Raw genomic sequence first — 21,537 nt, 5'->3', positions numbered from 1 at the left:
ATATGTCTCCCCCTGTTTCCAGGTGTGCAGGTTTGTCCCCATCAGTACATACGTACTATAGCACCATAGACAAAGATGTGGGTCATCGGACGTTGACTAACTGTTATGGAAGCTTCATCTACAAATTCTTCAATCTCTCAACGCGCTTTGTAGAAACTTGGCAAGGAAGACTGCTATACTTGTCTACTGTCTATGCCGATGTGGCTCAGTGGTAGAGCACTCGATTCGTAATCGAGCGGTCGCGGGTTCAAATCCCGCCATCGGCTTTAAGGTTGTAGAGTGATGCTTTATTTAGACAAATAAAGCATCACTCTACAATCTGCTTGGCAAGCCGAACCTTCGACGTGGAGATCACTGACTATAACTATCCGTCGCGATTTATCGACTTCTAATGAGAGAGCAAGGGGCTCGGCTGCGTCAGATTGCCGTTCTCGGTGGCTACACGCACCACATCGCCAGAGCGGTCGATCGCCTTCGTAAAGACTTTAACCAGCCGCTTCGGATTGAAAACATTGCACGAGAGCTTGGCATGAGTGTTTCGGGCTTTCATCATCACTTTAAGTCGGTTACTGCCATGAGTCCTTTGCAGTTCCAAAAGCAACTGCGGCTTCAGGAGGCTCGCCGTCTAATGCTGGGGCAAAATCTGGACGCGACCACTGCGGCGTACCAGGTGGGGTATGACGATCCTTCACACTTTAACCGAGAGTATAAGCGGCAGTTCGGTGCACCCCCAATGCGCGATGTGGAGCGGCTAAGAGAAGTCGCAAAAATTGGTTCAACTTAGTTCTTCACAGGTCTACTTCAGGCTCCGTAAAACGTCTGTCTCACATCTGTTGTGCTCTTCGGTCGCTGCGTTTAATTGAGCACGAAAATGCGGTTTCCTGCTCAGAATTATCCCTTATCATAAAGCCATTCAGTAGAAGAGCAGTCAACAGGGCACAGATTGCAAATGAGTATCCATAAGTGAGTATCTATAAAAGATATTTCTTCGAGAGTGAGGTAGTTCAACTTGACTTATAGAAGACAGTTTATGGCACTCTCGGTGTCTACTCTGCTTGGGTTCGTAGTATCTGATACAGGTAAAGTAGTTGCCTTGCCTTATTTGCAGCAATTGCTAACTCAAAGTCAAACTCAAGTTGGAACAACGTTTAGCCAACTTCAGTGCCAATACATTAACTTGAACTATCAAGAAGCCTTTCGTCAGATTTGCTCTCTTGGACTTAAGAGAATTCGCTTATGTAGTTACTGGCATGAGATTGAGCCATTAGAGAACTCGTTTGATTTCACGACTCTTGATTGGTTACTTGATGAAAGCCACAGACACGGAATCGAAGTGATACTTACAGTTGGCATGAAAGCACCACGCTGGCCAGAGTTTCACTTCCCCAGTTGGCTAGCTGCCCAACAGGATACTTCTATCACTTCTCAACCTGTTGATCACAATGCAGCGATCGCCAATTACACATTACGCTTCATTCAAAAAGTCATTGAACATACCCGCGATGCGCCCAATCTTAAATACTGGCAGATTGAGAATGAACCGTTCACTCGACTAGCCATTACATCGGGGCGTTATTTGAGCTATGAATTTGTGCGTCAAGAGGTTGAGTTAGCCCGTACACTAGCGCTGCCGAGACAGAAACTGTTGCTAACTAATGCAATTACACTACCCGATGCAGGCTCGAATGAGGACGATCGAGCATTCCAGGAAAGCCTATCGCTTGCTGATGCAGTTGGAATCAATGTTTACACACAGGTTCCAGATGGCAATCTATCTAGTTACCTACAACCATCCCCTGCATACTGGTACAAACTCAATGCATGGCAACAACAACTGTCTACGAGCGGCAAAGAAGCATGGGTTTCGGAAGCACAAGCGGAACCTTGGGAACCGAATCACCTTGTTGCCCTGGATGCTGTTCAGTATCCCAGTTCATCTCCCCAACAAACTTCTGGGCTTGTAAACCTGTTAGTGGATTTAGGCTATCGCACTATTTTGCTGTGGGGGTGCGAATACTGGTACTGGCATCAACAAAATGGGCGCGATCGCTGGTGGAACACGATCGAACAATTGTCAAAAGCACCTTCTCAATCTATCCAGGAAGTTTGATATCCCACAAATATCATTGTTCTGACTGTTGATCGGGTAGCCCCTTTTTTGCCCTGTTCTGTATTCACTCTGTATTCAGTAGACCTCTGAATCACTTCTTAAGGCGTGAATGGTAGCGCGGCTCCGCTGCGCTACCATTCATGCTGAAGGTCTACCACGACCACAAATGGACAAACTGAAAAAATAAACAGTAACAAAGATTACAAAATAGAATATTTTTTAGAAAAACGGCTAGTCTGGCCATAGGGATCAATAAATAGACATTCAGTTCGTGGAATTCCACGATTGCGAGAAGATTTATGGTTTTATCACCGCTGGTACCGTTAGAAGCACCTTCTCCAGCTCACATTTGCCCAGCCGATCAAGCCTGTAGCTATCTTGAGGCGGCAGCTAGAGAATTGCATTTAGATCAAGGTGTTCTAACTATTCTGAGCAATCCGCGTAAGGTCGTCACTGTCTCCATTCCCATCAAGTTAGATAATGGCGAAGTGCGGGTTTTTGCGGGACATCGCGTTCAGCACTGCGATATTCTTGGACCTTATAAAGGCGGGACTCGCTATCACCCAGCCGTAACGTTGCAAGAGGTTTCGGTGCTGGCCATGCTGATGACGTGGAAGTGTGCGCTGTTAGGCATTCCTTATGGTGGAGCCAAGGGAGGAATTGCGCTCGACCCCAATCGTTATAGTGTGAATGAATTGGAGCGGATTACGCGCCGCTATACCAGTGAGTTAATTAAAGACATTGGCCCATCTGTTGATATCCCGGCTCCTGATGTGGGAACCTCAGCCCGCGAAATGGCATGGATGATGGACACCTACTCGATGAATGTGGGACATGCGGTGCCAGGAGTAGTAACGGGTAAACCCATCTCGATTGGTGGGTCGCGTGGGCGCGAAATGGCTACCGGACGGGGAGTGATGATTGTGGTACGGGAAGCGTTGGCAAAACAGGGAAGGGCGATCGCCGATTCCCGGATTGTCATTCAGGGTTTTGGAAATGTTGGCAGTGCCGCAGCTCTATTGCTACATCAAGCTGGAGCTAAAATCCTGGCAGTATCTAGAGGCTCTGGCGGAATTTTTGCGGCAGATGGGCTCGACATTCTAGCGCTCAAGGCCTACTCTGCAGAACATGACAAAAACCTGAAAGGCTTTCCTGGCTCCGTTCCCATTAGCAATGCTGAGTTACTGGCTTTACCGTGCGATGTTCTCATTCCAGCCGCTCTAGAAAACCAAATTACTGCGGACAATGTTGACCAGGTAAAAGCCAGCATCGTTGCAGAGGCGGCAAACGGACCAGTTTCCTTAGAAGCAGACCGGGCGCTAGAAGCACGAGGAGTAACCGTTCTTCCAGATATCCTGGCAAACGCAGGCGGAGTAGTGGTGAGTTATCTGGAGTGGGTGCAAGGACTTTCCTACGTGTTTTGGGATGAAGAACGAGTTAACCGAGAAATGGAAGGATTGATTGTCCATGCCTTCCAGCAGGTAATGGAGCAGTCCCAGATGAGACAGGTGCCAATCAGGCTTGCCGCATACATGCTAGGGGTAGGGCGGGTTGCTCAAGCTCTGATCGACCGAGGACTTTATCCGTAATAACGTTTCTCTAAGAAGGGGCTACAGGTAGAAGGGCACCCCGCTTGGCAGGGTGACTTCCACCTGTAGCCCCTTCTTGGAATTGGTATAACGTGAGTGTGACTTAAAAATAAAGCGGAAGTATGTACACTTCCGCCACTGCTTCCTCGATTAAAAATTGATATAAGTTACGAACTTAGCCGTCGGTTGCGAAACCGACTTTAGAGACCAGGGTTTTGGTCTTTGTCAACTTTAGGTACAACGTCTGGACGCTCTTTGCCTTCCCAGCCAGGAGGACGCTTCGAGTTATACCAGGCGATCGAACCAATGGTCACAGCGGCAATAAACCCGACGACGTAAACTAGCGTAGCGGAAATTGGAAAATGAGGTCCGGCAACTTCCGTCATTAAAGTCATTGGCTATCAGCTCCTCTATAAAACATTAGATAACCATACAAAAAAACGCTAAAGAATACATCCACCTTTCTAGGTATCCACCGATACGCTTACTCTGCTGCGGCTTCTGGTGGCGGTGCAGGTTCGGAGACGGGCTCAGTTGGCACAACTACAGGAGGTAATGGTTCAGGTGGGGCGGGTTCTGCTGCGGGAGCAGGTTCAGGGGCAGCAGCCTCTGGCGGAGCAGCGGGAGCAGGAGCTGAGTCACCACCAGAGTCACCGGAATCGCCACTATCTCGCAAGCGCTCTCGCAAATCCTCGGTCTTCTCCTCTTCCTCATTGCTGCGCGATCGCTCTCTCCGCGAAGGCTCAGATCGTCTCTCGGTGCGATCGCCGCCCTCGTCGTCATCATTATTATTCCTAGCACTACTCGCCGAAACGCGTCCCGGTCGCACAGGGTCAGCTTCAATACTGCCCCTGCGCCCCTCTAATCGAGGTAGTTCAGGAAATTCTTGAACCGGTAGCCATTGCACAATCGTACCCATAAAGTCCCGCCAGGTACGAGCAGCCGTATTGCTGGCTCCGTACGTTGGGCGGCTGTCGTCATTTCCTAACCAAACGCCAGTTACAAGCTGAGGTGTGTAGCCGACAAACCAGAGATCTCTTCTTTCCTCAGAAGTGCCCGTTTTTCCAGCGACCGGGCGACCCAGTTGAGCTCGTGCTCCAGTTCCATTTTGGACGACTCCTTGCAGCATCCAGGTCATGATGGCTGCACTGGTTTCGTCCACCACGCGCTTGGGTTCAACCTCCGATTCATAAATCACTTCGCCAGAGCGATTGATGACTCTAACAACACCATGTGGTTCAGCATGATTTCCTTGCGTTGCCAGGGTGCCATAGGCACTGGTTAGCTCTAGCAGGTTAACCTCAGAGGCTCCCAGAGCCAGCGAATAGGTGGGCAACAATTCTGATTTAATCCCCATGTTGCTTGCCATCCTGATCACGGGGTCAAACCCAACATCGATCAGGGCTTTGACTGCAACGATGTTAATCGAAGAAACTAGAGCATCTCGAATGGAAACGCTGCCTCTATAACCCCTGCTGTAGTTTTGCGGTTCGTAGCCGTCTACAACAAATTTGGCATCTACATAACTCTTGTATGGAGAAGAACCAGAGGCGATCACCGCTGTATAAACGAAGGTTTTAAAGGTAGAACCAGGTTGCCGCTGCGCTTGAGTCGCTCGGTTGAACTGGCTTTCAGCAAAATCATCACCCCCAACCAGGGCTCTGATTTCGCCATTGCGTGGGTCGATGCAAACCAAGGCTGCTTGCTCAAAGTTTTGCCCCGGACCGTAGTTGGCGATCGCATTTCTCACCGTATTTTGAGCAATTCTTTGCCATTCCAGATTCACGGTTGTTTCAACGGTAAGACCGCCAACTTTCAGTTCTTCTTCGGGAATAAGCAGGGGAAGCTGTTGCTGAATATAAGAGGTGAAGTAGGGAATCTCGCTGTAAAGCCGCTTTGGAATACTGGGGTTAACCGTTAGCGGAGTGGCGATCGCCGCATCCATTTCAGCTTGCGTGATGAATTCTGAATCTAGCATTCGGGCTAGCACCACGTTGCGCCGCTGCTCGGCCGCTACCGGATCAACCAACGGAGAATAAACGCTAGGAGCCGGAGCCATGCCTGCAATCATCGCCATCTCTGACAGCGTTAGCTGATCGGCAGTTTTACTGAAATAGACCCAGGCTGCATCCGCTACCCCATAGGCACTAGATCCGAGATAAACCAGGTTGAGGTAATACTCTAAGATCTGCTGTTTATCTAAATCGCGCTCAATCTTTTGGGCCAGTAAGGCCTCCCGCAGTTTTCGCTGAAAGCTGCGTTCTTGAGAGAGAAAAACAATTCGGGCCAACTGCTGGGTGATGGTGCTACCACCTTCTACTAATTCCCCTGCTGAAACGTTGGCGATAACCGCTCTGGCGATCGCCTGATAATCAATCCCGTTGTGTTCATAGAAATCCTGATCCTCAGCCGCCAAAAATGCCTCGATCAGTTGCGGCGGAATCTGGTCAAAAGTCAGCTTATCGCGAGTTGCGGGACCAAGCTGCTGCAAGATAGTGCCATTCGCTGCTTTGATGGTCATCGTTCCATCGCGGACAAAGGTCAAGATGTTGCCTGTGTCAGGCAGCTTTTGATCAACAGCCTGCACCGTTCGATAGGCATAAACTCCGCTACCAACAACGCCGACGCCAAGTCCCAGCAATACCCAGGGCCACCAACGCCGATAGAGCGGCTTTTTGTGCCCAGGCTGGGGAGTACCCTGCCCTGGAGACTCCGAGCGGCGACGAAGTTTAGAGTTGGTCATTGACTGCAATTTTGCAAACAACGGCGCGGTAGGAGACTTTGAGCGCCGCCTACTTCGTCTAGCAGAAGGATTTTGACGCGAACTGCCAGACTTGTCAGATGCTCTATTAGATTGAGTTGAACCAGAATTGTTGAACTTAGCCGACATGGCTTTGAGCTTGGAAATAAAATCTGCCACTTCAGTTCCTCTCGCACCACCACAAGCCAAGCCGCTTCTGTCGATCTATAGGGCTTGGGAAGAATCTACACCCCAGTGTATCTAGTCCGTTCCAGGTTGCAGCTTTGGGTTGGAAGGCGATCGCTCCCTTCACAGCTACAGCACAATTTCCTGGTTCCTCCGGACGAATTATCGTTAAGTCTAGTGCATCAACAAATGAATTCATCCTTAGCTGCTCAGAATTGGCTCGGATCAATGAAACCTGGAAACTAGAATTTAGTCGGTCTAAAGTCTAAGGGCTAAAGCCTGAATTCCACAAGCGAATTTGACCAGAACTGATGGTATGAATTGCACCCCAACGCCCTCAAACCCCTGCATGTCCAAGTGCTAGAGCCGTGACCAACATGCCAAAAACCAAAAATGGCTGTGCGCTAGCTTGATACTTTACGTCGTTTTCTACGGGATTCCGCAAGAAATACATATCCTGAAACGTAATTTGCGGAATGATCAGCAAAATCAGGATGACAGCATAGAGATTTTGGTGAATGCTGATTAGATAAGCTGCAACCCCAGATTGAAATACGTCGATCATCAAGACGCAAATCCAAGCAGCCGTACCAATGCCAAACATCACGGGTAAGGATTTGAGACCGAGTTGGCGATCGCCTTCCACACTCTTGAAATCATTCACAACCGCAATGCCCAACCCCGACAAGCTGTAAAACAGCGTCAGCACTACAATTGTCGGATTCAAATCGCCAAACAGAGCATGACCTGCCCACCAAGGTAGCGCAATATAGCTAGCTCCCAATGCATAGTTGCCCAACCAGCCATTCTTCTTGAGCTTGAGCGGCGGAGCAGAATAGATATAAGAAATGAAACATCCTCCCAGCGCCAGCACTGCGATTGTAGGGAATTCATGACCTGCCCATACGTCAAGGAGGTAGGCAACACCCAACCCAGCACCCAGCAGAACAAGAATTTGAACCACCACCTGGGGCACGGAAATTGCACCAGAAGGAATGGGGCGATAAGGCTCATTGATCGCATCAATATCGCGATCGTAGAAATCATTTAGCGTCTGAGTATAACCGGTCAGCAGCGGTCCAGACAGCAGCATACAGGCAGCAGCCAGCAGCACGTTTTCTAGCGTCCAGGTATAGCCACCCGATGAAGCTGCCCCACAAACTACGCCCCAAATTAATGGAATCCAGGTAATCGGCTTCATTAGCTGCAGCCGGATCTTCCAGATCGAAGTTTCTCCAGCTTCTGCACCCTTCATGCCTAAAAGCTGACGGGCTTTGCCACTACGGTTTACAGCAGCGGGTGTAGCAGCCTCTAGGGGTGAATTCGGATCTACGCCATCAAGGGGGCTGTCCTGAATTTGCTCTGATGAGTCTGCCGAAAACTGAGGGGAAATGGGTTCAGCCATGAGGTTAATCCGATATGAAAAAGCTTGAGAATCAAGAACGCTTCATTTAATAGCGTAGAAGACTTCCTGTAATAGCGTAAAAGACTTCCTGCCAAAAGCACGAATCTTCTAAGGGCTCTTCTAACTTCTAATTGGATTGAATGATACCAATCTGATTCCTAAGCTTTACATAAACTTCACAAACTTCCGCCATCTTGATTCTCAATGACAAGTTTCTGCAAAGACTGGGTGTCACCCTCTCCTCCGTTCTGGAGAGCAGACTATATTCTTTGGATAGCTTCTTAAGTATTTACACGGTCATTGTTTTCAAGCATTGATGGCAGGAAGGTTAGGATGACCCAATATACAGTCTCAGAGGCAACCCTCTCAAATTCTCTAGCACCTTCCATTCAGTTGGGAAGAGACGTTCATCCGTCAGCTTATTCCGTTTTCAAGCGGTTGCTTGATATCGTAGGTAGCCTGGTGGGGTTGCTAATTTTGGCGGTAGCGTTTGTTCCAATTGCGATAGCCATCAAGCTAGACAGCCCCGGTGCAGTCTTTTATGAGCAAGAGCGCTTTGGCTTGCAGGGTTCCCGCTTCAAAATCCGCAAGTTTCGCTCAATGGTTGACAATGCTGACCTCCTCAAGGCACAGGTTGCTAACGAAGCTAAGGGAATGATCTTCAAAAACGAACAAGATCCCAGAGTTACCAAAGTTGGGAAGTTTTTACGGAAGACCAGCCTGGATGAGCTGCCCCAGTTTTGGAATGTGCTGGTTGGCGAAATGAGCCTTGTAGGAACTCGTCCTCCTACTTCTGATGAGGTTAAGCATTATGGCGATCGCCACTGGCAGCGCCTTAACGTCAAACCCGGATTGACGGGCGAATGGCAAGTCAGCGGTCGTTCTTCAATCAAAGATTTTGAGCTCATCGTAGACCTGGATCTGCGCTACCAGAGCCTCTGGAACCCAATGTATGACCTGGTGATCATCTGGAAAACGGTTCAAATCCTATTCTCTCGTCGCTCTGGTGCTTGCTAGAGCAATTTCTGGGAAAAGTTATAACGTTGCTTTAGAAAGAGGCTACAGATGGAAGGGCACTCCGCGGAGCGGAGTGCCCTTCCATCTGTAGCCCTAAATTTTGGACTTCTCACTCTTCAAGCCTTTTAGTCTCCAAAGGCAAGAAGATCGTCAACACCTCTCCCTGCTCAGGACGCTGTCGCACAATCAGCTTACCGCCCAATGCCTGAAACAGATTCTTGGTAACCGACATATTTAAGCTGAGACTACCTGTTTCTGGCTGGAACATCAGCAATCGACCCACAGATTTAAGCCCAGTTGCAAAGCTCGACTGTACCGTTTTCCTAGAGCCTCTTCCGTTTGAGCTTTCTACGTCGTCTTTAGGCTGAGACTGAAGCTGTAGCTTGAGCTGGTGTCCCGCCAACATAACTCGCACCTGAATGTGGCTTCCAGACGGCAGACTATGGGTGATTTGATCCATTAGCCCAGTCAGCACTTGATTTAACATGGTTGGATCACTGACCACCAGTGGCAGCTTTTGCGGCAAGATGACTTCTAGCGTCAATCCTCGCTGACTCGCCTGCTTTTGCCAGCGAGGTGCATTGTCCTGAAACACCTGAGTCAGGGAAATTGCTGCCAACGGACTTAACGGATGCTTAACAGCGGATGTTTCTAGCTCGACCGCCCTGAAAATTAAGCTAAAGCGGTCAATCTGCTCCGTACATTCCCGGTCGATGACTTCCAACCGTTTAACCGCATCTGGGCTGAGGTCTTTTCGCTTTAACAACAGCCGAGTCAAGGTGCGGATGGTGGTCAGAGGCGTGCGAACTTCATGGGCGATCGCCTGCAACAGCTCTGCGTCTGAGCCAAGTTTCGCTTGAGCCAGTTTCTCTAATGAAGAATCATACGGTCGCCCTTTAGTAGCTATCTTCAAGGGCTGATTTGGTTTTGACAGAGGATGACGAGTATTTGGCTTTGTCCCGACTGTCAGATTGTCGTTCTGCCCCTGAGATGTAGACGATTGGTTGGCAGAAGACAGGGTGTAAGAAACTTGTCGAATCGGTACGCCAGCGCGATCGCCTCCCATCTCCCAATCCAGCGGCTCAGGCAGGTGTGCCAACATCAGTTGGCTAAATTGCATCACCAATCGGTAGTCCGGTGGCTTAGGCAAAAATTGCTTGACCAACGTATCCAGATGTTCAAAAGATTGAGGGTTAGTCAGCAGCAAGCGTGATTGCAGCGATCGCCAAGACTGCCAGACGACTTCAGGTTCAAACGAAAACAAAAAGGCTGGCTTGGCATCTGCATCTTCGCCCAACACCATCACCAGGCTAAACTCAGAAGTCAAGACCAGACAAAACTGCTCTGCTGCCAGCGGATCATTGGGCAACAGAGGCAGCGTCGAAGAAGTAGGGCGAGATTGAGTCACCTTGCCAGCCGCCGGAAGCAACTGAAACGGCATCAGGCTCAAAGCGCCCATGGGCTCAGTTGTAAATGTCCAGGTTGAGAAACTTGAAACCAGATTTGGCTGGTCTAGTACAGGCAAAGGACCCGACAAAACTAGCCCTTGCTCCTTCTGCTTAAGGGAAGCTGTCTCTTCTAAATTAGCTGAATTAGCTGAAGCAGCTAAACCATCAGGAGTAGCTACCGATCTAGATTGGAGCAAAGAGTTGAGAGCGGCGATCGCACCACACCACTCTCGTTCTGCTCTAACTCGTCGCTGTGCCTCAAAACCAGATCTTTCAGCGGTTTGAGCTGATCCACTCACCGCTAAAATTTCACCTAGAGTTGGCAAATACCACTTATACACCTGACTTACCCAGATAGTCGTTAGGAACACATAAATGCATTACGTTGTCCTCTGTTACGACAATAACGGCATGTGCTGATTAGGTGTACCCGCAAAACCGAACTGAGTTAGTCGCAATCCCCGTGCAAGCGAACTATCTCCTGCACTTAATTTACATTTGCTTCAGCAAAACCTCAACCAAACCAATTAGACGGGGCAAAAGCAGAATTTGTCTCCTGGGGAATATGACGCTCGATCCAATCCATATTCTCCTGGAGAATGTGCTCAATCCCTTGACGAACCAAATTCTCGATCTGAGTTCGCTGTTCCAAAGAATTGCACAAGGACTTAGGATTCATCGCTGCTTGGTCGGCTTCTTCAACTACTGTGTACACTCCAGGTACCCGACAGAGTACGTAAGAAATTAGCTTCTTCCGTAAATCAGGAATTGAAAATGCCTGCTGATAAGGATGATAAGGGTAAGTATCAAGTACATCCTCAGCTTCTTCCACTACTACAGGTAAAGTTAAATTGACGATTGTTTTACTCATCTTTCAACTCCAAATCAAATGGGGTTAAGCCAATAAAATTGCTTCCGAATGTTGCTTGTGATACTGAGACGTAACCTTAACCAAGCACTCCTAAAAAGGAAGGAAACAATTTACATTTCCTCACTCCCACACCCACCTGTAATTCCTAAATAGACTGCTTTTTGCCAATGTGAGCAGCTCCTTCAGCCCCTTAGCCATCAAAGTTCGTTTACAAAGAATCTATTTAAGAAGACCGTTCTTTGAAAGAGGATTGCTTGAGAATTTCTTAGAGCGTAAGTTAACTTTTGCTGAACTTTTTAAGAAGCTGTGATCAAATTATGCGATGACATCCAGAGAATACGTAAAGGAAGTACTTAAAAGTTACTGTTTGTTTTCACTACTTTACAAATGCCTTAGATTCTGCCGCAAAATTAAGCGGGAGTGTAGCAGTGCTACACTCCCGCTTAATTTTTGCAGATTTAGGATCTGAGGACCTTTTTAGTAATAATCTGGCTCTGACTGTGGAACCTCAAAATTAGACGGATCGTACAGATATCGAGTGGCTTCTTCTTCTAAACGGTGAATTAAATAAGGCTCAATTGCGTTGCTATGACGTAAGGCAGCCAGGTAGCCGTCTAGGTAGAGCCGCAGGTCGTCAAAACGATAACCCCGGTTCCACTGTTCAGCCAGAGCATCAGTGATTCTCTGGTAGTAGCGAATAGTTTGAGTGTCTCGAAGCATAGTTAGTGGTGAGGATTCTTATACCTTGTAAACACAAAATTTATTCAGACAGATACTTAAGCAGGTCTTGACGGAGCAGAGGTCAGAGTATAGGGCGGGCACTGACTTGGTCCTTTGAATGTATCGTAAATAGGCAATCGTAAACAAGTAACCGCTAATAAGCTGATTTTTTACTATCTAAACTACAGGGATTGGCGGACTGGTAGAAACACACTTTTTTGACAGCTAGTAGGATGAGTTGTGAGGCGCGAGCGCCAGCAAAACGGAGATTAAGTAACCTTGGTAGAGCTAATCCACTAAATTCATTCTAACCTCAGGTGCTTCTATCCACCGTCCCTCAATTGGATTATGCCCAAATGGACATTACATCTCCAGCTCAAATATTTAAGCTACAGAACGTAATAGCTCGGAGATACAGTGACGGGTAGGGTAGCAGCAGTTACAAAACCTTGACAGTTGCTCTGATAACCTTAAATCCGCTGACTTCGAGGAAAGCTTAGCATTGTGGGATCTGTTTGCATCCAAATTGTTGAGGGAAATCCTCATTTGCGATCGCTGCTCGGCTGGCACTTGCAGCAAGTAGGCTATTGGGTTCATCAATCGGCTGACATTCATCAAGCCCGAGAGGTGTTTCACAATCGTCAACCAACGCTGGTGATCCTGGACTCTGAGCTGCCGGACGGAGATGGGTTAGAGTTTTGTCGCTGGCTTCAACAGCAGCAGCAGGCATTAATATTGATGCTGTCTGCCCGAAATACTGAAGCAGACATCGTGAATGGGCTACGTGCGGGTGCCGATGACTACCTAACCAAGCCCTTTGGGATGCAGGAGTTTTTAGCTAGAGTCGAAGCTCTGACTCGACGCAGCCGCACAACTGCTGCTCCAGCTTTGCTTGACTACGGCGATTTAAAGATAGACCTGATCCAGCGTCGAGTTCGCTTTAAAAGCGATCTAATTGAGTTAACTCCTCAGGAATTTAGTCTGCTCTATGTTTTAGCCCAGGCAGGAGGTTTGCCGCTCAGCCGTTCAGAGCTGTTGCGGAAAGCCTGGCCTGACGCCATCGACAACCATCGTACGGTTGACACCCATGTTCTTTCGCTACGCAAAAAAATTGAGGTCGATCCCAGGCAGCCTAACCTGATCCAGACAGTTCGTAACGTGGGCTATCGGTTCAACGTCGAAGTAGTGGGCTCCAACGGAATACCGGGCGATCGCCACTCCGTCTCAAAGAATGCCATACGTCCGCTATCAAAAGTAGTGGAAAGCCGCTGAAACAGGACTACTCCCATTCTTTAGCTATCTCAGCCTCGGCTTGAATTAAAGTCTGTTTCAGGTCGTTCCAGTCTGCCTTTTCGGCATCCAAGTCTTGAGCTAAGTTGCCCTGTTGCAGATATAGCACTCTGGTACAAAACTGCTCAGCTAACTCTAGCTGATGGTTCACCATCAAAATCGTCATTTGACCAGATTTAGCCCAGTCTGATAGAACGCTAACCACGTAAGCCGCTCGACCCGCATCCAGGGCAGAGGTAGGTTCATCTAACAGCAGCACTTCAGGCTGAGCGACCATAGCCCGGGCGATCGCTACAAGCTGTCGTTGCCCTACAGAAAGCTGTAGCTCCGTCCGGTCTAGCCACTCTAGAGGAATGTGCAAGCGCTCAGTCCACTCATCAACCCGTTGCTGCATTTGGGAGCGCTCCATGCCCCGCAGCCGCAGCGGATACATCAGCGCCTCTCGCACAGTCATTCCCAAAAGTTTAGACTCTTGCAGCACCAGCATAATTTGCTGCCGCAACTGTAAGACCGGGATCTGTCGAATCTCGCGATCGCCAAAATAGATTTGCCCTTGAGTAACTTCACTTAGCCGATTGAGCAACTTCAGCAAAGACGTTTTGCCTGCCCCGGACGGGCCGATTAAAGCAATGCGATCGCCGCGAAGAATTTCACAGGAAATATCTTGTAAAAGACATTGTGAACCTATGCCAGATACCAGACTGACTTGCTGTAGTCGCAGTTGAGTAGAACCTGAACGAGCTGAACTGGGCATCCGTAATAATTGCGATTAAATTAAGTTTCCTTGAAGCAAGGCAGTCCAGATTGTCCAGCCATCGACTATCAGCAACAACAGCGTAAATACCAACAAAATTAGGTACATCCAGGGTTGCGCCAGAGGGCGAACATCCGTCGTATCAATTCCCGTTTCAGCTTGCACTCGCTCAACTAGCTTGGCAAATCCAGCCACTCGCATAGGCAGTAGATAGGCTTCTCCCGACTGACTCAAGAAATAATAAACTAGCCCACCCTGCCCGGTAGAACGAGGCTTTAACGCTTTCACCTCTGACCAAGGCAGAGACCATCCCTTTCGCCAAAAATTGGGGACCCAGCCTGGGTATGCAACTTGAATCCCCTGATCGTTCAAAATCACGCCCTCACTCAAGGCTGCGTAGAGTCCTAGCCAGCCGATTACCAGCCCTATTATCAATAGTTGGGGCGGCACAGGAGACGCTGTTACCTGTGCTAAAAACGGCAGCGGTAAGGTGAGTGCCAGGTATAGCAACGTTAGCGTCAGCCGAATTAATGGTGAAATTCTTAGCACTAATTCGGCTTGTTGATTAGCCGCAGTTTGGCGAGAGGTTTGAAGGTTAGGGGGTTGAGTTGGATCAAGCTGAGGCTGATTCATGGAAGCACAACACAATGAGGAAAAAAGAGCAAACTTTAACAAGACTCCGAAACTCAACGAGCAGATTTACGGAGTTCTGATGTTAACGAACTAGTATTTTCACCAGAACACCCTACTTCACCCAGCAAAGAAAGACAGAATCTCACCGATGCTAGATCAGCGGTCCATCCAGTTATATCGAATTATCTAACCTCATTACCTATTTACTCCTCCTATGACCTCTACCTATGCATTAGTGACAGTTCGTGTACCAAAACGGGTTGATGCTTGGACAGCTCCTTTTCTTGCACAAGATTTGGAAGAGAAGATTCAAGAAGGCATCTCCATCGTGCTTGACCTGACTCAAACCCAGTTCATTGAACCCAGTAGCGCCAATGTTTTGCTTGAAGGGTTGATCAAGTCTAGGGCGCGTCACGCTCGAATGACGCTACGCGGGGTTAGCCCTCAAGTCAAAGTTGTCTTAGAAATGGCAGGGGTATTAAAACACTTTCGCCGCAAATAAAGCCTATATACACATTCAGTGATTGAGGGTGAGAGGTTAATCGTCTCGCCCTCAACCATTTGAGATCCGGGTCAGGGTAAATACTTTTGCACAACGTTCCAGCCCGTCAGCGAAACGGCAACGAAACCTAGTAGGAGAGTGATGTTAGTACCGATGTGGAGCGGGCGTGCCCAGGGGTGTTTTGGACTAATTTGCGTTGCACTCCAAGCTGAGAGCAGTGTTAACGCCACCACAGTCAGTCCGGCTGGTAAATGTACAGAATGTCCTAGATTGCCGTAGTAACCAACTGTACCAACTAAACCGACCGCCAGCAGCAGCAAGACTAGCACAACCATCGTCCCTCCTATTCCGTAATGGAGAGGGCGCAGCCACTTAGGTCGTCCTTGCCGCTGCTGACGACTGTAAAAAAGCCAGGTTCCAGTTGCCGCTAGCAGAACATAAGCCAACAGGGATAATCCCATTGACCAAGCTGCAATGCGCCACAACCAAAGGAAGGAGGGTAGATTCAAGGGACGGATTCGAGAGACAGCTTCCTATAATCTTATAGCGGTTCGTATTCGCACTAAAACCGAAGCATGAATCTTGGAGGATGGATACCCTAACACCTCACATGCATAGGAAACTGCTATTTCTGCCTGCTTTTATAGATAATGATCCTAAAAAAATTGCGAAAGCACACCTAACCTAAGCAGACCTTTCAAAACCCACTGTAGGGATACGTTTGCTTAAATCTCTACTGGCTTTCTAGATTTTTTCATCAACACGTAACTTTTGCCAAAGGCTCTTCAATCGCCAGGGTGGCGATCGCCTCTGTCTCTACTAGGTCAGGTTCCTCTTCTATTTCTTCTTCGACTTGGAGGCGATCGCACGGGATGCGATCAGACAAAATCGCACTAGCCATCATGCCAGTATGAATTTCCAAATGAGCGTGAGGTAGGGATTCAAACACCAAACGCTGTCCTGGAAAAACTACGCGCTCAAAGTACCAGTTAGGAACGTTGGTCACGCGGACAATCTGGATCTTGTTCGTTGCATTCACGTAGCAGCAAAGGATTTGGCTTGAGCTATCGGAAGGTAGGGGATCAAAGATTTGTGCCATGACTGTGGGAGGAGCTTTGCACCGGAACTAAGGGTCGTATCGGAACATTAACATTCCGCGATCCCTGCTGCTGTAAACCCGACTACCAACCCCCCAGTGCCTGATGCTCCACAGATCAGATTCAAGTCAAGTTACCTAAAGTGCTTGAGTTTGGCGGTTCCAAACGATCTTCGGCTATTCTTTCGACCCAGACGCGAACCAACTATCTAATAAGGGTAAATTCGTCTGAGCTTTGGCTGAGTCTGCAATTTGCCTCCGAGGATGAGCATACTCCAATTCGGGATTATTTTTGAGCATCATGCAACAGCCGAGAGTCAGTGGTATCGTAAAGTTATATAAATTAGTTTTCAGAATCTTACCAAAACAAACTCTGGTCGTGAAGATGGGAAGCGATCGCTCTTAGGCTAGACTCACCAATCAAAATCTTCAGCTCTCACTTGATCCAAACTTTTCAGATCCTGGTTATTTTTCTCCATTGCTGATTTCTCCTCTGTTTACTGTCAATAGCGCCTTAGACTGCTAATGAACCCGCAAGAGCTACCGTTAAGCAAAGTTTTCTCAGAAGATCGAATTCTGTACGTGCGGCTACCCTGTAATCCAATCTTTCCGGTTGGTGTAGTTTACCTAGCTGACCACGTTCACAAACTGTTTCCAACCGTCGCCCAGCGAATTTTTGACTTAGGCACTGTACCGCCTTTAGACTTCAGCTCCGCTCTAGATGCTTGCATCGATGAGTTTCAGCCAACGCTGTTGGTATTCTCCTGGCGAGACATCCAGATCTATGCTCCCGTAGGTGGGCGGGGCGGAAACCCGTTGCAAAACGCTTTTGAGTTTTATTACGCTCGTAACCCGCTACTCAGGCTACGAGGGGCGATCGGCGGGCTACGGATGGCAACCTCCTATCTTGTAGAGCTTCAGCGCAACTCAAACTTGATCAGGCGGGGCTTACAGCGAGCCAGGAAACACCAGAGCAACGTTCGTATAGTCGTGGGTGGCGGAGCTGTTAGTGTCTTCTATGAGCAGCTAGGTACAATGCTGCCAAAAGGCTCAATCATCTCAGTCGGTGAAGGAGAAGTTCTGCTGGAGCGGCTCTTGCAAGGTCAAGACTTTTCCGATCAGCGTTGCTATGTCGTCGGCGAGACAACTCCCCGTGAACGGATGGTTCACGAGCAGCCTGATCCCATTGAGAAAACTGCTTGTAATTACGACTACATCGCAAGCATCTGGACAGAGTTTGAATACTACCTGCAAGAAAGCGACTTCTACGTCGGCGTACAAACCAAGCGTGGCTGTCCCCACAACTGCTGCTACTGCGTTTATACCGTCGTTGAAGGAAAGCAAGTGCGGATCAATCCTGCCGATGAAGTGGTAAAGGAGATGCGCCAGCTTTATGACCGGGGTGCGCGAAACTTCTGGTTTACTGATGCTCAGTTCATTCCAGCACGACGGTTTATGGATGACGCAGTCGAGCTACTGCAAAAGATCCTGGATGCGGGTATGACAGATATTCATTGGGCTGCTTACATTCGAGCAGATAACCTAACCCCAGAACTGTGCGACCTGATGGCAAGAACAGGCATGAACTACTTTGAGATCGGCATCACCAGCGGTTCTCAGGAGCTTGTTCGGAAGATGCGGATGGGCTACAACCTGCGAACTGTGCTGCAAAACTGCCGTGACCTGAAAGCGGCCGGATTCAACGATTTGGTTTCTGTAAATTACTCATTTAATGTGATCGACGAAACCTTTGACACGATTCGGCAGACGATCGCCTATCACCGTGAGCTAGAGCGCATTTTCGGAGTAGACAAAGTAGAGCCTGCTATTTTCTTTATCGGACTCCAACCTCACACTCACTTAGAAGATTACGCCTTTAAACACGACATCCTTAAGAAAGGCTATGACCCTTTGGCAATTCATTTACCTTGGGTAGCCAAAAAGCTACTCTGGAACCCAGAACCACTTGGCTCTTTTTTCGGGGAAGTTTGCCTGCAAGCTTGGCGGCGCAATCCTAATGATTTTGGACGAGAGGTCATGAAAATCTTAGAAGAACGGTTAGGAGTTGCTGATCTAGAAGAGGCTTTGAGTGCACCGATCGCCACTTCCGATCGACAATTAGCTGCCATATCGTAGATCAAGAGATATTTCAACGTTGTAAATCCTTCATTTAACCGCTGGCATGTTACAAGGCTCAATTTTACAAAAGCTAGGATCGGCCCACCAATCTGAAAAAACCGGGAAAAGACCACTCAATTTTGGCGTGTATTACAAAAATACACTGGTAGCACTCTGCCATGCGTTGGAAGATGCCATCCTTGATTCTGACTCTGCGCCCCTAGTGATTACAGCGTTTCAGCAAGGAAAGTGGTATTTACAAGAAGCCGATCGCTACGGCGAAATTGCCGATCAAGCCAGTCAAATCGTAATTATGGCGGCGGCTGGCACAGGTTTTGCGGAGCACCCGACTAGCCAGCGATCGAACGTCGCTCTGGTAGACCTAGACAAAACCGACCCAGTAGCGCAAGAATGGCACCTGATCATTTTGTCGCCCAGTTACACAGCGATGGTGCTGTGTCAGGAGTTATCCGAGGCAGACTATGGTGCTGCTGGAGTGCCCCAGAACGATCTAGAGCGCAAGTTTTATGGGTTTTGGACGTTTGAGCCGAGTTTGGTGCTAGAAACAGCAGAGCTAGCGATCGCTCACATTTACCGCTACGATCCAGAGCTACAGCAAGCTCTGGCCAGTCAAGTTGAAGCCATCGCCACCTTGGCTCAGAACCAGGAAGCACGCTGGAACCAGCCATCCGCTGACAACTTGGGTGAAATTGTTTTCCGGGTAGTGGACTATCTGCAAACTAGCCAGCAAAACTTGTCACAGCCCACTAGCTATGCTCTAAATGCCCAGCAGGGGCTAGACAACAATCTAGTTTCTAACGAATTGCAGGCCTACCTGCGGGTTGCACAACTGATCGACCAGTCAGATGTGAATAATCCCATGGCAGCAGCAGAGGTAGCGACCCTTGCAGAAGTAGTGGGTCAATTATTAGATCTTCCCGCATGGCAACTACACCGACTACGTCTAGCGGGGTTGCTGCATCGAATGGCCTTTCTACAAACCTTTGAGAGTGACCTGATATCTGGAACAGTTCACTACGATGACGCTCCTGGCGTACCGCTTAGCTGTCCACTCGTGCCTGGAACACAGGTGCTAAGAAAAATGCAGCGGCTCAGAGCGATCGCCACTATCATTACGCATCAAACCGAGTGGTGGAATGGCTCTGGTCAACCTGCCGGACTAGCTGGAGACGAAATTCCGGTTGAGTCCAGAATTTTGGGACTGGTAGCAGAATTTCAGCACTACCTAGCAAGATTTCGAGCAGAGGATAGCTCAGACAGCCTATCGAGGGCATTGAGTGAATGTCAGACCCAACAGGGCGATCGCTGGGACCCTAAAATTGTGGAAGCCTTGCAGCTTCTAGTCAGTGGACTTCATCAAGGCATAGACCTGCCCATCTCTCTACCTAAAATTGCTGCAGGACTGTGGATGTTAGATTCCCACTCTGAAGAAAATTTGCTCAACTTAGACAGCTACAGCGAAGCAGAACAGAATGCCTCCCTTAAAGTCAGTCAATAGATTACGGATGCATTCCCTGCATTAACCTACCTGTCAACCCAGTTCCTGTGAATAGCAAAGTGTAAATAGCCATGGATATTGAAGCAGTTCGTATAGGAAAACTTAAACAGCTAGCAGGAGTTGATCTGGAAGATGAAGACCTGACTCGTGCCGACTTGAGCGGGATAAACTTGGCAGGTGCTAATCTCGTAGGCGCTGACTTTAGCAACGCTGATCTCAGAGGAGGGCGGCTCGACGGAGCAAATCTGGTTGGCGCTAAGCTCATCGGCTCGGATCTGCGAGCAAACTTTCTGGGCGCAAACCTGATGCAAGCAGACTTGACCGAAGCCGATTTACGGGGCAGCAATCTGCGTGGTTGCAATCTAATGCAAGCTCGGCTAGCCCGAACAACCTTTGCCGGAGCGTTCCTCAGTGGCGCAAACCTGATGGGTGTCAACCTTCAAGGAGTTGATCTGCGGAGTGCCGATCTACGGGGCGCGAACCTAAGTAACGCAAATCTTCAAGGTGCTAATCTCAATCAAGCTGACCTGCGCGGTGCAAACCTAAGTGCAGCCAATTTAGAAGAGGCCGATCTGCGAGGTTCTAATCTAGCTGGTGCTGATTTAACTGAGGCAAATTTGCTTTGTGCTGACCTAGAGGGAACGAACTTGAGCGGCACTAGCTTTTCAGGAGCTTGTCTAATCGGTACAGCCTTGACCCCGACTACCTGAAACTCCTATTTCTGGAGTGATCTGCCATTAAAAAGTGGAGACACAGCTGCCTTCACTTCTTCACTCAAGAATTTAAGGACTTCGTTTTCATACTGATTTGATTTAAAGATACTGCAGATACGGGAGGGGCGCACCGTAGTGCGCCCCTAGAGAGATTAATGTGTCGCGGAATCGGTTTAAATCGGTATCGCCAGCGCTGATAGAACGCTAGAGATGCTCTATGCCGTCATGTTCTCCAAAATGCGCTGAATGATTTGCATTCCTGTAACAGCCTGCCAGCCAAACAAAGCTAACAGCCCAACGTTGAGCAGGATATGAGTGTAGCGTGCCCAATCCTGCCCTTTCTGCATGAAAGGAGAGAGTGAAGCAGAGGTAGCGACTAAACCCGTCATTCCCAAACCAACCAGTAGATGGGGTCCAAAGAACAACTTTCCGTTGTTGATGTAAGTTGCTGCCATCCCACCAATCGTACCGATGACCATAAAGGCAAGTAAAGCAGAACCGATTTGGTAGTGCTTAATGTTGAATTTTCCTTTAATCAGTTCTTTTTTGGCATCTCCCTCAGCTTTGCGAGTACGACGGATTTGAAAGCCTAAGTAGAGCGCATAGATGGCGATCGCCAACAGCACCCACATAATCACAGGGTGAACAAAGTTAAGCCAGGGTTTAATAGACTCAGGGATATCTAGACTCATAAAGCATTTAAGAGCGGTTAAGGAACTTTATAAAAGTTAGTACATTTTCGTTCATAAAACCAAGCTAGTTCAGCACATTTCTAAAGAAACTCTAAAATTTCTCAGCTTTTTGTTCTGATACGAATATTGCCTAG

Annotated in this window: 19 protein-coding genes, 1 tRNA gene and 1 pseudogene; 10 read left to right on the top strand and 11 right to left on the bottom strand. The window is 48.5% G+C overall.

The features are described 5' to 3' along the window. The first annotated feature begins 194 nt into the window (after window positions 1-194). The 4 genes and pseudogenes from H6G00_RS18440 to H6G00_RS18425 all read left to right on the top strand — a co-directional run bounded on the left by H6G00_RS18440 (window position 195) and on the right by H6G00_RS18425 (window position 3,699). A tRNA-Thr gene (locus tag H6G00_RS18440) sits at window positions 195-266 on the top strand. A 110-nt stretch (window positions 267-376) separates the two neighbouring features. After that, window positions 377-784, top strand: a pseudogene (locus H6G00_RS18435) (AraC family transcriptional regulator); the annotation flags it as partial. A 246-nt stretch (window positions 785-1,030) separates the two neighbouring features. Beyond that, window positions 1,031-2,110, top strand: coding sequence for a beta-galactosidase (locus H6G00_RS18430; protein ID WP_190643324.1), 1,080 nt, complete (start codon window positions 1,031-1,033; stop codon window positions 2,108-2,110). Window positions 2,111-2,409: 299 nt separating this feature from the next. Next, window positions 2,410-3,699, top strand: a complete 1,290-nt coding sequence (locus H6G00_RS18425) for a Glu/Leu/Phe/Val dehydrogenase (RefSeq protein ID WP_190643323.1) — start codon at window positions 2,410-2,412, stop codon at window positions 3,697-3,699. Between the two features lie 200 nt (window positions 3,700-3,899). Here H6G00_RS18425 and H6G00_RS18420 read toward each other — a convergent pair whose 3' ends face one another. From H6G00_RS18420 to chlG, 3 genes are all read right to left on the bottom strand, one after another. Then, window positions 3,900-4,094 carry a hypothetical protein gene (locus H6G00_RS18420; protein WP_190643322.1) on the bottom strand — a complete coding sequence of 65 codons (195 nt, stop codon included), beginning with the start codon at window positions 4,092-4,094 and terminating at the stop codon, window positions 3,900-3,902. A gap of 89 nt (window positions 4,095-4,183) precedes the next feature. Next, window positions 4,184-6,619 (bottom strand): penicillin-binding protein 1A, encoded by a 2,436-nt coding sequence (locus H6G00_RS18415; protein ID WP_347278199.1) that lies wholly within the window; start codon window positions 6,617-6,619, stop codon window positions 4,184-4,186. 343 nt (window positions 6,620-6,962) lie between these two features. Beyond that, window positions 6,963-8,030, bottom strand: coding sequence for a chlorophyll synthase ChlG (gene chlG, locus H6G00_RS18410; RefSeq protein ID WP_190797859.1), 1,068 nt, complete (start codon window positions 8,028-8,030; stop codon window positions 6,963-6,965). 333 nt (window positions 8,031-8,363) lie between these two features. Between chlG and H6G00_RS18405 the strand changes: the two genes are divergently transcribed. Next, the gene (locus H6G00_RS18405) at window positions 8,364-9,047 is read left to right on the top strand and encodes a sugar transferase (protein WP_190797858.1); all 684 of its coding nucleotides are present in this window, start codon (window positions 8,364-8,366) and stop codon (window positions 9,045-9,047) included. A gap of 109 nt (window positions 9,048-9,156) precedes the next feature. Here the strand turns inward: H6G00_RS18405 and H6G00_RS36715 are convergent, their stop codons facing one another. From H6G00_RS36715 to H6G00_RS18390, 3 genes are all read right to left on the bottom strand, one after another. Continuing rightward, entirely contained in the window at window positions 9,157-10,866 is a 1,710-nt protein-coding gene (locus H6G00_RS36715) for a HAMP domain-containing sensor histidine kinase (protein ID WP_347278198.1), read from the bottom strand. A 143-nt stretch (window positions 10,867-11,009) separates the two neighbouring features. After that, window positions 11,010-11,366 (bottom strand): hypothetical protein, encoded by a 357-nt coding sequence (locus tag H6G00_RS18395; RefSeq protein WP_190643318.1) that lies wholly within the window; start codon window positions 11,364-11,366, stop codon window positions 11,010-11,012. A 477-nt stretch (window positions 11,367-11,843) separates the two neighbouring features. Continuing rightward, entirely contained in the window at window positions 11,844-12,086 is a 243-nt protein-coding gene (locus tag H6G00_RS18390; protein ID WP_190643317.1) for a DUF6761 family protein, read from the bottom strand. Window positions 12,087-12,590: 504 nt separating this feature from the next. On the opposite strand from H6G00_RS18390, the gene H6G00_RS18385 reads away from it, so the two are divergent. Continuing rightward, complete coding sequence (locus H6G00_RS18385; RefSeq protein WP_190643316.1) at window positions 12,591-13,358, top strand: response regulator; 768 nt, start codon at window positions 12,591-12,593, stop codon at window positions 13,356-13,358. Window positions 13,359-13,365: 7 nt separating this feature from the next. On the opposite strand, the gene H6G00_RS18380 is transcribed toward H6G00_RS18385, so the two are convergent. Beyond that, entirely contained in the window at window positions 13,366-14,130 is a 765-nt protein-coding gene (locus H6G00_RS18380) for an ATP-binding cassette domain-containing protein (protein ID WP_190643315.1), read from the bottom strand. A gap of 15 nt (window positions 14,131-14,145) precedes the next feature. Continuing rightward, window positions 14,146-14,763, bottom strand: a complete 618-nt coding sequence (locus H6G00_RS18375; RefSeq protein WP_242042338.1) for a hypothetical protein — start codon at window positions 14,761-14,763, stop codon at window positions 14,146-14,148. A 214-nt stretch (window positions 14,764-14,977) separates the two neighbouring features. On the opposite strand from H6G00_RS18375, the gene H6G00_RS18370 reads away from it, so the two are divergent. Next, window positions 14,978-15,265, top strand: a complete 288-nt coding sequence (locus H6G00_RS18370; protein ID WP_190643314.1) for an STAS domain-containing protein — start codon at window positions 14,978-14,980, stop codon at window positions 15,263-15,265. A 71-nt stretch (window positions 15,266-15,336) separates the two neighbouring features. Here the strand turns inward: H6G00_RS18370 and H6G00_RS18365 are convergent, their stop codons facing one another. Together H6G00_RS18365 and H6G00_RS18360 are read right to left on the bottom strand one after the other, a co-directional pair. After that, window positions 15,337-15,774, bottom strand: a complete 438-nt coding sequence (locus H6G00_RS18365) for a DUF4079 domain-containing protein (RefSeq protein ID WP_190643313.1) — start codon at window positions 15,772-15,774, stop codon at window positions 15,337-15,339. A 248-nt stretch (window positions 15,775-16,022) separates the two neighbouring features. Then, window positions 16,023-16,364 carry a DUF1830 domain-containing protein gene (locus H6G00_RS18360; protein WP_190643312.1) on the bottom strand — a complete coding sequence of 114 codons (342 nt, stop codon included), beginning with the start codon at window positions 16,362-16,364 and terminating at the stop codon, window positions 16,023-16,025. Window positions 16,365-16,886: 522 nt separating this feature from the next. On the opposite strand from H6G00_RS18360, the gene H6G00_RS18355 reads away from it, so the two are divergent. The 3 genes from H6G00_RS18355 to H6G00_RS18345 all read left to right on the top strand — a co-directional run bounded on the left by H6G00_RS18355 (window position 16,887) and on the right by H6G00_RS18345 (window position 20,708). Further along, window positions 16,887-18,497, top strand: coding sequence for a photosystem II high light acclimation radical SAM protein (locus tag H6G00_RS18355; protein ID WP_190797857.1), 1,611 nt, complete (start codon window positions 16,887-16,889; stop codon window positions 18,495-18,497). 46 nt (window positions 18,498-18,543) lie between these two features. Next, entirely contained in the window at window positions 18,544-19,998 is a 1,455-nt protein-coding gene (locus H6G00_RS18350; protein ID WP_190797856.1) for a DICT sensory domain-containing protein, read from the top strand. 71 nt (window positions 19,999-20,069) lie between these two features. After that, window positions 20,070-20,708: a pentapeptide repeat-containing protein gene (locus H6G00_RS18345; RefSeq protein WP_190797855.1), complete on the top strand. Its 639-nt coding sequence runs from the start codon at window positions 20,070-20,072 to the stop codon at window positions 20,706-20,708. Between the two features lie 218 nt (window positions 20,709-20,926). On the opposite strand, the gene H6G00_RS18340 is transcribed toward H6G00_RS18345, so the two are convergent. Next, window positions 20,927-21,403, bottom strand: coding sequence for a DUF4079 domain-containing protein (locus H6G00_RS18340; protein WP_190643308.1), 477 nt, complete (start codon window positions 21,401-21,403; stop codon window positions 20,927-20,929). Between the last annotated feature and the right edge of the window lie 134 nt (window positions 21,404-21,537).

This window comes from Leptolyngbya sp. FACHB-541 (assembly GCF_014695875.1).
Taxonomy (GTDB): domain Bacteria; phylum Cyanobacteriota; class Cyanobacteriia; order Elainellales; family Elainellaceae; genus JAAUTN01.
Note: the sequence above shows the minus strand (reverse complement) of the source record. Positions and strands in the feature narration are given on the sequence as shown.

Coding starts and splice junctions, on each gene's coding strand:
- H6G00_RS18430 (WP_190643324.1), top strand. CDS start 1,031: ATGGCACTCTCGGTGTCTACTCTGCTTGGGTTCGTAGTATCTGATACA.
- H6G00_RS18425 (WP_190643323.1), top strand. CDS start 2,410: ATGGTTTTATCACCGCTGGTACCGTTAGAAGCACCTTCTCCAGCTCAC.
- H6G00_RS18420 (WP_190643322.1), bottom strand. CDS start 4,094: ATGACTTTAATGACGGAAGTTGCCGGACCTCATTTTCCAATTTCCGCT.
- chlG (WP_190797859.1), bottom strand. CDS start 8,030: ATGGCTGAACCCATTTCCCCTCAGTTTTCGGCAGACTCATCAGAGCAA.
- H6G00_RS18405 (WP_190797858.1), top strand. CDS start 8,364: ATGACCCAATATACAGTCTCAGAGGCAACCCTCTCAAATTCTCTAGCA.
- H6G00_RS18395 (WP_190643318.1), bottom strand. CDS start 11,366: ATGAGTAAAACAATCGTCAATTTAACTTTACCTGTAGTAGTGGAAGAA.
- H6G00_RS18390 (WP_190643317.1), bottom strand. CDS start 12,086: ATGCTTCGAGACACTCAAACTATTCGCTACTACCAGAGAATCACTGAT.
- H6G00_RS18380 (WP_190643315.1), bottom strand. CDS start 14,130: ATGCCCAGTTCAGCTCGTTCAGGTTCTACTCAACTGCGACTACAGCAA.
- H6G00_RS18375 (WP_242042338.1), bottom strand. CDS start 14,763: ATGAATCAGCCTCAGCTTGATCCAACTCAACCCCCTAACCTTCAAACC.
- H6G00_RS18370 (WP_190643314.1), top strand. CDS start 14,978: ATGACCTCTACCTATGCATTAGTGACAGTTCGTGTACCAAAACGGGTT.
- H6G00_RS18360 (WP_190643312.1), bottom strand. CDS start 16,364: ATGGCACAAATCTTTGATCCCCTACCTTCCGATAGCTCAAGCCAAATC.
- H6G00_RS18355 (WP_190797857.1), top strand. CDS start 16,887: ATGAACCCGCAAGAGCTACCGTTAAGCAAAGTTTTCTCAGAAGATCGA.
- H6G00_RS18350 (WP_190797856.1), top strand. CDS start 18,544: ATGTTACAAGGCTCAATTTTACAAAAGCTAGGATCGGCCCACCAATCT.
- H6G00_RS18345 (WP_190797855.1), top strand. CDS start 20,070: ATGGATATTGAAGCAGTTCGTATAGGAAAACTTAAACAGCTAGCAGGA.
- H6G00_RS18340 (WP_190643308.1), bottom strand. CDS start 21,403: ATGAGTCTAGATATCCCTGAGTCTATTAAACCCTGGCTTAACTTTGTT.